Here is an 11,951-nt window from a genome sequence, read left to right on the forward strand (position 1 = left end):
CGCCAAATGTAAAAAAGCGCCGCGAAAATCGCGACGCTTTTGTTGTTGCTGTAAGTGTTATACGCGTCTTGAGCGCGTAGTTTACTTTACTTGTCGAGCAGAATGCGAAGCATGCGACGCAGCGGCTCGGCCGCGCCCCACAGCAACTGGTCGCCCACCGTAAATGCAGACAGATATTCGCCGCCCATCGCGAGCTTGCGCAGACGCCCGACCGGCACCGTCAGCGTGCCCGTGACAACCGCCGGCGAAAGATCGCGCATCGACGCTTCACGCTCGTTCGGCACGACCTTCACCCAGTCGTTCGCCGACGCGAGAATGCTGTTCACTTCGTTGAGCGGCACGTCCTTCTTCAGCTTGATCGTCAATGCCTGCGAGTGGCAGCGCATTGCGCCGATCCGCACGCACAGGCCATCGACCGGGACCGAACCGGGCTCGCCCATGGCCGGCTTGCCGAGAATCTTGTTGGTTTCGGCGCCGCCCTTCCACTCTTCCTTCGACATGCCGTTGCCGAGATCCTTGTCGATCCACGGAATCAGCGAGCCCGCGAGCGGCACGCCGAAATGTTCAGTCGGCATGCTGTCGCTGTTCATGGCGGCGAGCACCTTGCGGTCGATGTCGAGAATCGCCGACGCCGGATTCGCGAGATCCGCTTGCGCCGCGCTGTGCAGCGTGCCCATCTGCGCGAGCAGTTCGCGCATGTTCTGCGCGCCCGCGCCCGATGCGGCCTGATACGTCATCGCCGTCATCCAGTCGATCAGGTTTTCGCGGAACAGGCCGCCCAACGCCATCAGCATCAGGCTCACCGTGCAGTTACCGCCGATGAAATTCTTCTGGCCCTTGACCAGCGCGTTCTTGATGACGTCGAGATTGACCGGGTCGAGGATGATGACCGCGTCGTCCTTCATACGCAGCGCCGATGCCGCGTCGATCCAGTAACCGTTCCAGCCGGCCGCGCGCAGCTTCGGGAATACGTCGTTCGTGTAGTCGCCGCCCTGGCAGGAGATGATCGCATCGCACTTCCTGAGGTCGTCGATGCTGTTGGCGTCTTTGAGTTTGGTCTCGTTTTTCGCGAACGACGGCGCATTGCCGCCCGCGTTGCTGGTGCTGAAAAACACCGGTTCGATCAGATCGAAATCGCCTTCCTGCTGCATGCGTTGCATCAGGACGCTGCCGACCATGCCGCGCCAACCTACGAGACCTACGTTCATGACTTCATACCCTTGGAGTGGACGCTTCCCCGCAACTTTGCCCGGCGTGACCGCGCGGGGAAGACGGGCGGGCACGACGGACGATTAACGTTTCGTAATCGTTTTCGGGGTGATCGTGCTAATGCGCGCCGTAACGAGTGCTTCAATGCTGATGGCGAGTTCGATCGCACGGGCCGTTTTGCCGTGCTTGCTCGAGACCGAAGTGATTGGGGGAATCAGCGCCATTGCGTGAGTCTACACGAAAACCTTTAATTTAGCGGCGTTTTGGCTAGTTTTGGGCACGAACGATGCTAAACGACACGCGCGTTCGTGCTCCCGGCGAATGCGTTTGAAAGCTACGGCCGGCGCGTCTGGCGAACCGGGCGCCGGCCGGCCCTTCCACTTCTTCTTGGCAATCTCGCTTACAGGGCAGCGACGACTGCATCGCCCATCGCCGCGGTGCCGACCTGCTGGCAGCCCGGCGTGGCGATGTCGACGGTCCGCAAACCCTGTTCGAGCACTTTCTTCACGGCATCTTCGATGCGATCGGCCTGCTCCGTCCTGTTCAGCGAATAGCGCAGCATCATCGCGGCTGACAGAATCGTGGCAAGCGGATTTGCCACGCCCTTGCCCGCGATATCGGGTGCCGAACCGTGCGAAGGCTCATATAGGCCCTTGTTGTTTTTGTCGAGCGACGCGGACGGCAGCATGCCGATCGAACCCGTCAGCATCGCCGCTTCGTCGGACAGAATATCGCCGAACATATTGCCGGTGACGATCACGTCGAACGACTTCGGCGCCTTCACGAGCTGCATCGCCGCGTTGTCGACATACATATGCGACAGCTCGACGTCCGCGTATTCCTTCGCGACGTCGATCACCACGTCCTTCCACAGCTGCGACGTCTCGAGCACATTCGACTTATCGACCGAACAGAGCTTCTTGCCGCGCTTTAGCGCAGCCTGAAACGCGACGTGCGCGATGCGGCGCACTTCGGGCTCCGAATAGCGCATCGTGTCGAACCCTTCCTTCGCGCCGGCGAACGGACCGTCCGGCGCCTCGCGCACGCCGCGCGGCGAACCGAAATAGATGTCGCCGTTCAATTCGCGCACGATCAGGATATCGAGTCCCGAAACGATTTCCGGCTTCAGCGACGATGCGCCCGTCAATTGCGCATAGCAGATCGCCGGACGGAAGTTCGCAAACAGCTGCAGATGCTTGCGCAAGCCCAGAATGGCCTGCTCCGGACGCAGCGCGCGCTCGAGCTTGTCGTACTTCCAGTCGCCGACCGCGCCGAACAGGATCGCGTCGGCTTCCTTTGCGAGCTTCAACGTCGCGTCGGGCAGCGGGTGGCCAGCCGCTTCGTAACCGGCGCCGCCGACCGGCGCTTCTTCGAGCTCGAATTTTTCGCCGAGCTTGTTCAACACCTTCACGGCTTCCTTCACGATTTCCGGACCGATGCCGTCGCCGGGCAATACTGCAATCTTCATGCGTGTTCCTTATTCGTATAGGGCGAAACGAAACGCGGCTTAGCCGACGATCCGATGACCGAGCCAGGGCTGCTTCGCGAGCCGTTCCGCTTCGAACTGGCGGATCTTGTCCGACTGGCGCAGCGTGAGGCCGATATCGTCGAAGCCGTTCAGCAGGCAATACTTGCGGAACGCGTCGACGTCGAACTTGTATTCGGCGCTGCCGTCGGTCTTGCGCACGACCTGCGCCTCGAGATCGATCGTCAGCTGGAAGCCGTTGAACGCGCTGGTTTCGTTAAACAGATGATCGACCTGCTGCCCGCTCAGCACGATCGGCAGCAGACCGTTCTTGAAGCAGTTGTTATAGAAAATGTCGGCGAAGCTCGGCGCGATCAGCGCACGAAAGCCGTACTGCTGCAACGCCCACGGCGCATGCTCGCGCGAGCTGCCGCAGCCGAAGTTCTGGCGCGCGAGCAGCACCGAGGCGCCCTGATAGCGCGGCTGGTTCAACACGAAGTCCGGGTTCAGCGGGCGCTTCGAGTTGTCCATGCCGGGTTCGCCGTGGTCGAGATAACGCCATTCGTCGAACGCGTTCGGGCCGAAACCCGAGCGCTTGATCGACTTGAGAAACTGCTTCGGAATGATCGCGTCCGTATCGACGTTCTCGCGATCGAGCGGCGCGACGAGGCCGGTGTGTACGGTGAATTTGTCCATGACGCTTGTGCCTCTCAACCCAGTTTGCGAATATCGACGAAATGGCCTTCGATCGCTGCCGCAGCCGCCATCGCCGGGCTCACGAGGTGCGTGCGTCCGCCCGCGCCCTGACGTCCTTCGAAGTTGCGGTTCGACGTCGATGCGCAACGCTCGCCCGGCTCCAGACGGTCCGAGTTCATCGCGAGACACATCGAGCAGCCCGGCTCGCGCCATTCGAAGCCCGCATCGGTGAATACCTTGTCGAGCCCTTCGCGCTCCGCCTGCGCCTTCACGAGACCCGAGCCCGCCACGACCATCGCGAGGCGGATGTTCGGCGCAACGCGGCGGCCGAGCTTCTTCACCACCCACGCGGCCGCGCGCAGGTCTTCGATGCGCGCATTCGTGCACGAGCCGATAAAGATCTTGTCCGGCTTGATCGATTCGATCGGCAGGTTGGGCTCGAGCGCCATGTACTTCAGCGCGCGCTCGATGGCGTCGCGTTTGACCGGATCCTTCTCGCGCTCGGGATCGGGCACGCGACCGTCGACCGACGTGACCATTTCCGGCGACGTGCCCCACGTGACCTGCGGCACGATTTCCGCGGCATTCAGTTCGACCACGCGATCGAAGTGCGCATCGGGATCGGATTTGAACTGCTTCCAGTACGTGACGGCCTGATCCCATTCCGCGCCGGTCGGCGAGAATGGACGGCCTTTCAGATACTCGACGGTGGTATCGTCGACGGCGACCATGCCCGCGCGCGCACCTGCTTCGATCGCCATGTTGCACACCGTCATGCGCCCTTCCATCGAAAGCGCGCGAATCGTCGAGCCGCCGAATTCGATTGCGTAGCCGGTGCCGCCCGCGGTGCCGATCCTGCCGATGATCGCGAGCACGACGTCTTTCGCGGTACAGCCGCGCGGCAACGTGCCTTCGACCTTCACGAGCATGTTCTTGCTCTTCTTTTGCAGCAGCGTCTGCGTAGCCAGCACGTGTTCGACTTCCGACGTGCCGATGCCATGCGCGAGCGCGCCGAACGCGCCGTGCGTCGACGTATGCGAATCGCCGCAGACGATCGTCATGCCCGGCAGCGTCGCGCCCTGCTCGGGTCCGATGATGTGCACGATGCCCTGCCGCATGTCGTTCATCTTGAACTGCGTGATACCAAACGAATCGCAGTTCGCATCGAGCGTATCGACCTGCAGCTTCGAAACGGGATCGGCGATGCCGTGACTGCGGTCGGTGGTGGGCACGTTGTGGTCGGACACGGCGAGGTTCGCGCTGATGCGCCACACGGGGCGCTGGTTCAGCTTCAGGCCTTCGAACGCCTGCGGGCTCGTGACTTCATGCAGCAGGTGACGGTCGATATAAAGAAGCGTCGTGCCGTCGTCTTCGGTGTGGACCACATGCGTGTTCCACAATTTGTCGTAGAGAGTCTGTGCCATGGTATGCGGGGTAGTTGTGACTACGTTGCAATGCTGTCCGGGAATTATGCCACGCAGCACCCATCGCCTGCGTACAAAACCCGAAAAAACCAATAGAAAACAGCAGCTTGGCTAGTAGTGACGATACCTGTATTACAAGCACCCCTTAAACCTGGTCGGCAACCTCGAATGCGTGCGATATAAAAAAACCCTGCCGCGCGACACGCATGCAGGGTAAAGGGGCCGATATGTCGCCGATGTCGCTGCCCCTCGCGATCGAGGTTCGGCGACGCGGCGAAGAAAAGCCCAGTGCTCAGGGGTTCCGGAAGCTTTGCAGCACGGTGAGCAGGCTCGTCAGATTGTCGGCGATGCCGGCCTGCGAAACCTTTTCGGTGGCGGCGGCGCCCGCCATCGTATTCATGCTGTAGATCTGCATCACGCCCTGATTGGCCGCGGCCTGCGCAAGCGTGTTTTGTTGCTGCTGCGCCGACACCGCATTCTGGAACAGAATGCCGGTGGAATGCGCCATCGTCTGATAGATCGAGCCCATCGCCATCGCCGGGGCTTCGCCGAGCACCTTCACGTTCGATTGCGTGACGGCGTCGGTGATCTGGTTGTTGACGGACGTTGGAAAAGTCATCGTGTATCTCCTAAGGCTAAGCGTTTAGCGCGTGCGGCGCGTCAGGGGTTGCGGAACGCTTGCAGCGTCGTGAGCATGCTGGTCAGGTTGTCGGATACTCCCGCCTGGCTGACCTTCTCGGTGCTCGCGGCATCGGCCATCGTATCCACGCTGTAGATCTGCATGACGCCCATATTCGCAGCGGCTTGCGACAGCGTGTTCTGCTGCTGTTGAGCCGACACTGCGTTTTCGAACAGAACACCCGACGAATGCGCCATCGTCTGAAACAGCGAACTGAGCGCCACGGCCGGCGATTGCGCCAGCACATTGACGTTGGCTTGCGTGACGGCGTCGGTGATCTGGCTATTGACATAGGTGTTGTAGGCCATTGTTCAGCTCCCGTGTCGTAAGCGGAAATCAGCGGCGGAACGACTGCAGGACCGTGAGCAGGCTCGTCAGGTTGTCGGCGACGCCCGCCTGCGAGACCTTCTCGGTGCCCGCGGCGCCGGCCATCGTGTCCATGCTGTAGATCTGCATCACGCCCATGTTCGAAGCGGCCTGCGTCAGCGTGTTCTGCTGCTGTTGGGACGACACGGCGTTTTCGAACAGGATGCCCGTCGAATGGGCCATCGTCTGATACAGCGAACCGATCGCCATGGCCGGCGATTCGCCGAGCACCTTGACGTTCGATTGCGTAACAGCGTCGGTGATCTGATCGTTGACAGAAGTCGGGAAAGACATGGTTTGCTCCTTTGCTGGTTGAAGAGTGGGCGCACGCGGCAAGCCGATGCCGATGTGTGGCGGCGTCCCGCTGTGCTACTGCATGGACGCCTGTCCGCTCGCGTCGTGAACATCGGGTGCCTGCGCCGATGCGGCCGGCGTGGCGGCTGTGGCTTGCGCTGGCGTAGCGGCTTGTGCCGGCGCAACTGCCTGCGCCGGCGTAGCTTCCTGCGCGGGTGCGGCGACCTGCGTGGCGGCTCGCGCGGCATCTTCCGCAACCTTCGCTGCGTCCTCGTCGTTCAGGCGCTGGATCAGTTCCTTCAGTTGCGTGATCAGGGGTCCAAACTGCTGGTTGAAGCAGTTCTCCACTTCCTGCTTCGCGAGGTTCGCGAGGTGCCCGGCGATCTGGGTCAGCGCCAGCTGGTTGCCGGGCTGCAAGCCTGAAAGGCCCGGGTTCAGGCTCGCGGGGCGCAGGTCGGACAGCGTCTTGCAGCTCTCGAGCAACTGGACGATGGCCTGTTCCTCCTTCTCCTGAACCTCGAGCGCCTGCGTCGAACTGGCCTGGATCGATTCGAGAATGCCGCGCATACCGGACGTGGCCTGCGCTTGCCCCTGCGTCATCGCGAGCTGCGCCTGGCGCCGCGCATCGTCGACGACGTTCCGTGCGCCGCCGGCCGGCGAGCGGCCCTGGAAGCCTTGCTGCAACTTCAGCAACTGCGCTTCCTCCTCGGCTTCGAGCGGACGGTTCAGGTATTGCTCGGCGATCTGGCGCAGCGCGGGATTCAGCGCGTCGTCAGCCATGGCTCGCGTCCCGCTCGTTGCCGATGAAAGGCGAGAGCGCGCTGCGGACAGACAGCAGCGCATGCAGCTCGCCGAGGAAAGCGTTGTCGTCGTGGCCGGCCGGCGCGTGCATCAGCGACTGGGCCCACGTGCTCAGATGGCTGCCGAGCAGCTTCGACGCGGCGTCGTGCAGCTGTTTCAGATCGTCTTGCATGGCGTGTTCTCCTGAGAAGGAAGCAGAGCGGTGAAAGATGCAAAAACAGCCCGGCCGAAATTGCGGCCGGGCTGTTTGCAAGAACGTCGCAGGCAGGACTCTTGTGAAGGTCAGCTGTACGCCGGCGTCTCGAAGAGCGACTGCTCCGCCTGCCTGCGTTTGAGCAGGCCAGGCAGATGCTGTCCGCCGGCCATGTCCCAGCGCGGAAACTGCTGAGCGGCGCCGTTGTAGTCGCCTTCGTTGAGGAGCCGAAGCAGCGTCGAGTTTTGCAGGCTGCCGAGGCCCAGGTTATAGCTGAAACTGACGAGCGCCGAGTATTGATTGCCGTTGACCGGCGCCGTCACGAGCCTGTCGACACCGCTTTCGAAGCGGCTCAGATCGTCGCCAAGCAACTGGTCAGCCTGGGCCTGTGTAATGACAAGCCCCGGCTTCACATCCGGGCCCGTATGGCCGTACCCGATGGTCAGTACGCCCACTACGTCGGTGTAAGCGATAAGGCGCAAGCCTTCGAATTGCCTGATCAGATTGAAGCCGGCCTGATTCGTTTTCATGTCGCTTCTCCTCATCAAGTCGTTTATTCCGGATTCCCAGGCGTCGTGTCGCCGGAGGCGCGCGACGCGCCGCTTGTCTCGGGGCTCGCGGCAAGCCACTGCTGCAGGCATTGCAGAAACGCCGGCGAGATGCCGCTCGCCCATTGCGACAGCGCGCCCGTCTGATCGTCCCATTGCTTTCGCGCTGCCTGCTGCGCCGCGCCGGACACGAGCGCCATGTCGCCTTGCCCGCGCGTATTCAGCATTTGCGGCAGTAGCGCAAAGGCCTGTTGCTGCCATTGCGCGGCCGACTGCATCTGCCAGTCGAGGAACCGCCTGCTCAACTCCTGCGCGGTTTCGCCGCATTGACGCCAATACTCGATAAAGCCCGCGAAATCGCTGTGCTGCTGCCACGCGGACGACCATTGTCGCGACGCTTCCTGCATGCGCTCGCTGAAGTTGTCGCCGCTCGCGAGGCTGGCCTTGAGCGCGTCCTTCCAGTCCGCGGCCGACGGAACGCGAGCGAGCGCGAGCCTGCCGGCGAGCAGGAGCCAGTCCGGCGAACCGTTGCTGTCATTGCCGCGCCCGGTTGCGAGGTTCGGTGTGTTCATCGTTGGTCCTTTTGTGTTGGTCCTTTTGTTTGGTCTTTCGTCAAAGCGGCCTGCGTGCGCTTCTTATCGGCGCGGACTTGTGAGGCGCTTCACCATCGCATCGATAGCCGCCATCTGCGGCGCACTCTTCTTATAGAAATCGGGATGAGCCGGGTCTTTGCTCGTGTAGCCCCAGAAGTCCCAGCAGCCCAACGGATTGCGCACCGGGTCGGTACGGATCTGCGGATACAACACGATGATGCGGTTGCTGTCCGCGAGTTCGTTGTAACCGGTCGTCCTGTAGAAACGGTCGTTGATACGGCTGTCTTCCTGCGTGCAGCCGTGGAACACGACATGCACGCGACAGCTTTCGGTGCGGCACGCCGCCGGAATGTAGACGTGCCCGACCCTTGACATACCCGTGTAGCCGTTTTTCGCGAACTCGGTCTGATCGAAGTCCGCCAGGTCACCGCCGGGCTTTGCAACCGGCGCGTTCAGATTGCCGTACATCTGGCGCAGGATGTCTTGCGATTGCACGAAGCCGCAGTTGTTCAGATTGGGCGGCGCATTGGCCGCACACGCAAGATCCTGGCGGTTCGCGGTGATCATCGCGTGGCCCGCGTTGATCGTGTCGATGTACTGGATCTGCTGTCTTGGCACGCCCGCGCTCAGGTAGAACGCTTCGGTCTGCTTCACGACCTTCGGCAACACGATGCTGTCCGACGCGCCCGTGAAAATGTAGAGCCGCTGCCGCTTGATGTTTTGCACCGGGTCGATCGCGCCTTCAGCGGCGAATCGCTGCGCTGCCTTGAAGGCCTCGGCGCCGGACGGGCCGGGACCCGCCGGCGTCATGCACAGCGTGACCGCCGTGCTCAGGAAGCGTTCAGGGCCGTTCAACCGGCCGAGCCCTGCGCAATAGAACGGCCCGCCGGCGACGATGCCCGCACCCGCGACGCTCGCGGAATACGCGACGCTGAACTGCGCGGACATGAAGGCGCCCGACGAGAGGCCCGATACCGTCGTTTGCGCGGGGTCGGCGGCGAGTGCCGGCAACGGTGGTGCGTCGGCGGCGCAGACAGCGCCTGCGGTCAAGGCCGCCAGCAGGATTGCGGCGAGCCCTCGAAACCAAGCGGATATCGATCGCATGATGGGTCCTATGAAGTAGTGGTGGAACGTTGCGGTCCTTGCTCATGATCCTGCTGCTTCTGCCGCGCTTCCTTCTGCTGTTTCTGCAACTCGTTGATGCCGGACCAGCCGATAAAGAACAGCCCCATTTCGGTCGAACTGAACGAGTACGGCAACCCCGCGAGCACACCGAGCGCCAGCCCTTTGGCGAAAGCGATGCCCAGCGTGTCGTTATCGACCATGTACTGCGTGAGCGTGATGCTGAGCATCGTCGCAATCAATAACAGCAGGCCGACGTACAGGAGGAAGCGCTCCTTGTCCTGCAGCGGCATCGTCTTCACCATGTCGAGCAGCATCCTTTCCCAAAGCTTGTCCACGGAGACAGTGACGAGCGCGGACAGCAGATGGATCGGGCTCCTGCTCATCGGTGGCAGCGCGGCCGGCGTGCGTGTTTGCGGCACGTCGTCGAGCCGGGGATCCGGTACGGGCAAGGGCATGGAAAACGATCCTGTCGATGAGCTGCAATTCCGGTTACGCGGCGCCCGGCCGAACGGGTCGGCGCCGGGCTTCGTCACGCCCGCGCGGTCGCGTCACGAAAGCGCGACGGGTTTCGTGTCCCTGAACGCCGCGCGCCTCAGTCGATAGGCCGGTTCGGGCGTGTTGATCACGTAGAAGTTGAGGGATTGATCAACGCGCGCCGTCACATAGATTTCGCGGCGATTGAAATCATGGACGACAATCTGGCCCGGCTCGGTGGACGCGTGGATGAAATAGCCGTCGCTTTTCAGCTTCACATGCTGGTCTTGCCGCACGACGTAATCGGAGGCGACGATATGAAAGTCGACCGCGGCGGTGTTCGGAAAGGCTGTGAGCGATCCCATGGCGTGCTCGAAACATATTTCGAGCCCAAATGCCCTGCCCGCGATATCCGCAACGAAACTCTCGTCGGTCCGATTAATAGACAGAATGTGTTCTGGCGCGTCCTTGTTTTCGTGGAAACCCAGCGTCTTTCTATGCTTCCAGATATTTCCGTTAAAGAAGGCGAACATGGAATTCGAATAGATATAAAAAGCGGCAGCGGGATCGCTGAGCTTCAGTCTCCAGAATTCCTTGTACTCCGCATAGCTCCCGATGCCGCTGGGAAGAGTGAGTGCCAGGCCCTGCCCGGTTTCCGCGGCAAGCCTGTCGAGCGCCTTGACCGCCCTGAGCGGGGTGACCTCCTTCAGGTACCCGACCGTTCCGGGAATGATGACCACATTCTTGTATTGCTCGCTGATCTTTGCGATTTCCTCGCGAACCGCAAGCATCTCGTTCCGGTGGATGAAGAGCGCTTCCCTGCCGAGGCTCGCAATATAATTTTTCGACAGGAAATATTCAGGCGCTATCACGACGGCCCGGATATCCGACGGGTTGATATTCTGGTTTCTGTTCTTGATGAAATACTCGGTTTCGGCGCAGGCATCCCTGATGATGTCGACGCGCTCCGGCAACGACTTGCGGACATAGTCGTTAGCCGGGTTCCTCTTGATGATGGTGACAACAGTCTGCTTCTTCATGATGTTCTCCTGGCTTTGAATGGGCGGTTCAGCCGTCTCATGCCGCTTTCGATTTCCTGTCCAGCAGCGCCTGATACTTGTTCAGGCTCTGGTCGATCTTGTCCAACGCGAAATGCGCGGCTTCGCCTTCGATGGCGCCGGCCGCCGCCGCGACCGCTGCAGCCGTGCCGACGAGCAGATCCGTGATCAGCACGCCAAGCGCGTCTTCGGCCGCGCCCTTGATGTCCTCGGCGACGAGCTTCTCGGTCATGTTCTTGAGCAGCACGCCCTTGCTCGCGAGCGCAAGCTTGCTCGCGCCGTCGAAGTAGTTCGCGGCGGACTGCGCGACGAGGCCGCTCGCCTGCGTGATCATCATGTTCGGTGCGACGGCGATCTGGCTGCTCGCATAGGCGGCCGTTTCGCTGTTGCTCATCTGCACCGATTGCACGATCTGGCTGTTGAGCGCATCGGTGCCGCCGGCGGGCGGTGCGGATTGCATCTGCCCCGTGAAACCGGAGAGCGGGCTCGACGGTGGTTGCGGCGGGGTTTGGGCGGCCGTGTTAGTGGCGCTGGCGGCGCCGTTGGCAGCCGGGGCGGCTGGCGCAGCAGCGGCGGTTGGGGTGGCAGCGGTGGCAGCAGGCGCCGCTTCGGCCACGCTAGCGCTCACGTTCGGGGCCGCACCTGCGTCTGACGCAGCCGTACCTGCGCCGCCCGACGCCGCCCCGCCCGCCGGCGCCGCGCCCGAGCCGCCGCTTGCCGCGGGCTGCTTGCCGGTGAAGAAGTCCTTGAGGCTCATGGTTCATGTCTCCTCGGCGCGCGGCGTCACTTCTCGCCGACGGACATGATCATCGTCACGGCCTTCGAAATCACGGCACTCGAAATCTGGTTCAACGCCTGCTGGCTATGCACGGCGTTTTGCAGCGAGAGTCCGGCCGAGTGGCTGGCGAACTGGTACAGCGACGCGATCGCCTGCGCCGGCGCCTCCGCGACGACTTTGACGTTGGTCTGGGTGACGGCATCGGTGATCTGGCCGTTGACAGCAGTGTTGTCCGCCATGACGACTCC

16 protein-coding genes are annotated in these 11,951 nt (G+C 62.2%); all 16 read right to left on the reverse strand.

The genetic code is table 11. From position 1 onward, the window contains the following. Nucleotides 1–86: 86 nt before the first annotated feature. Complete coding sequence (gene asd, locus BTO02_RS20510; RefSeq protein ID WP_075159110.1) at nucleotides 87–1,208, reverse strand: aspartate-semialdehyde dehydrogenase; 1,122 nt, start codon at nucleotides 1,206–1,208, stop codon at nucleotides 87–89. A 401-nt stretch (nucleotides 1,209–1,609) separates the two neighbouring features. Next, on the reverse strand, nucleotides 1,610–2,677 hold the full coding sequence (gene leuB, locus BTO02_RS20515; RefSeq protein WP_075159111.1) for a 3-isopropylmalate dehydrogenase: 1,068 nt from the start codon (nucleotides 2,675–2,677) through the stop codon (nucleotides 1,610–1,612). A gap of 39 nt (nucleotides 2,678–2,716) precedes the next feature. Further along, nucleotides 2,717–3,370: a 3-isopropylmalate dehydratase small subunit gene (gene leuD / locus BTO02_RS20520; RefSeq protein ID WP_075159112.1), complete on the reverse strand. Its 654-nt coding sequence runs from the start codon at nucleotides 3,368–3,370 to the stop codon at nucleotides 2,717–2,719. A gap of 14 nt (nucleotides 3,371–3,384) precedes the next feature. Then, nucleotides 3,385–4,794 (reverse strand): 3-isopropylmalate dehydratase large subunit, encoded by a 1,410-nt coding sequence (gene leuC / locus BTO02_RS20525; RefSeq protein ID WP_075159113.1) that lies wholly within the window; start codon nucleotides 4,792–4,794, stop codon nucleotides 3,385–3,387. Nucleotides 4,795–5,086: 292 nt separating this feature from the next. Beyond that, complete coding sequence (locus BTO02_RS20530) at nucleotides 5,087–5,413, reverse strand: RebB family R body protein (protein WP_075159114.1); 327 nt, start codon at nucleotides 5,411–5,413, stop codon at nucleotides 5,087–5,089. A 41-nt stretch (nucleotides 5,414–5,454) separates the two neighbouring features. After that, nucleotides 5,455–5,781, reverse strand: a complete 327-nt coding sequence (locus BTO02_RS20535) for a RebB family R body protein (protein ID WP_075159115.1) — start codon at nucleotides 5,779–5,781, stop codon at nucleotides 5,455–5,457. A 28-nt stretch (nucleotides 5,782–5,809) separates the two neighbouring features. Continuing rightward, complete coding sequence (locus tag BTO02_RS20540; RefSeq protein ID WP_075159116.1) at nucleotides 5,810–6,133, reverse strand: RebB family R body protein; 324 nt, start codon at nucleotides 6,131–6,133, stop codon at nucleotides 5,810–5,812. 75 nt (nucleotides 6,134–6,208) lie between these two features. Continuing rightward, nucleotides 6,209–6,913, reverse strand: coding sequence for a hypothetical protein (locus tag BTO02_RS20545; RefSeq protein WP_075159117.1), 705 nt, complete (start codon nucleotides 6,911–6,913; stop codon nucleotides 6,209–6,211). Further along, a complete protein-coding gene (locus BTO02_RS20550) occupies nucleotides 6,906–7,106 on the reverse strand; it encodes a hypothetical protein (RefSeq protein ID WP_075159118.1) in 201 nt (66 codons plus the stop codon). The genes BTO02_RS20545 and BTO02_RS20550 overlap by 8 nt, the downstream gene beginning before the upstream one ends. 110 nt (nucleotides 7,107–7,216) lie before the next feature. Then, nucleotides 7,217–7,657, reverse strand: coding sequence for a lysozyme (locus tag BTO02_RS20555; RefSeq protein WP_075159119.1), 441 nt, complete (start codon nucleotides 7,655–7,657; stop codon nucleotides 7,217–7,219). Nucleotides 7,658–7,680: 23 nt separating this feature from the next. Continuing rightward, nucleotides 7,681–8,247, reverse strand: coding sequence for a hypothetical protein (locus BTO02_RS20560; protein ID WP_075159120.1), 567 nt, complete (start codon nucleotides 8,245–8,247; stop codon nucleotides 7,681–7,683). Nucleotides 8,248–8,310: 63 nt separating this feature from the next. Continuing rightward, nucleotides 8,311–9,372 carry an extracellular catalytic domain type 2 short-chain-length polyhydroxyalkanoate depolymerase gene (locus tag BTO02_RS20565; protein WP_083615284.1) on the reverse strand — a complete coding sequence of 354 codons (1,062 nt, stop codon included), beginning with the start codon at nucleotides 9,370–9,372 and terminating at the stop codon, nucleotides 8,311–8,313. 8 nt (nucleotides 9,373–9,380) lie between these two features. After that, nucleotides 9,381–9,848 (reverse strand): hypothetical protein, encoded by a 468-nt coding sequence (locus BTO02_RS20570; protein ID WP_075159121.1) that lies wholly within the window; start codon nucleotides 9,846–9,848, stop codon nucleotides 9,381–9,383. Between the two features lie 93 nt (nucleotides 9,849–9,941). Then, the gene (locus BTO02_RS20575) at nucleotides 9,942–10,907 is read right to left on the reverse strand and encodes a hypothetical protein (protein ID WP_075159122.1); all 966 of its coding nucleotides are present in this window, start codon (nucleotides 10,905–10,907) and stop codon (nucleotides 9,942–9,944) included. Nucleotides 10,908–10,944: 37 nt separating this feature from the next. After that, entirely contained in the window at nucleotides 10,945–11,682 is a 738-nt protein-coding gene (locus BTO02_RS20580) for a hypothetical protein (protein WP_232243620.1), read from the reverse strand. 26 nt (nucleotides 11,683–11,708) lie between these two features. Further along, nucleotides 11,709–11,942 carry a RebB family R body protein gene (locus BTO02_RS20585; protein ID WP_075159123.1) on the reverse strand — a complete coding sequence of 78 codons (234 nt, stop codon included), beginning with the start codon at nucleotides 11,940–11,942 and terminating at the stop codon, nucleotides 11,709–11,711. Between the last annotated feature and the right edge of the window lie 9 nt (nucleotides 11,943–11,951).

Source organism: Paraburkholderia sp. SOS3 (assembly GCF_001922345.1).
Classification (GTDB): Bacteria; Pseudomonadota; Gammaproteobacteria; order Burkholderiales; family Burkholderiaceae; genus Paraburkholderia.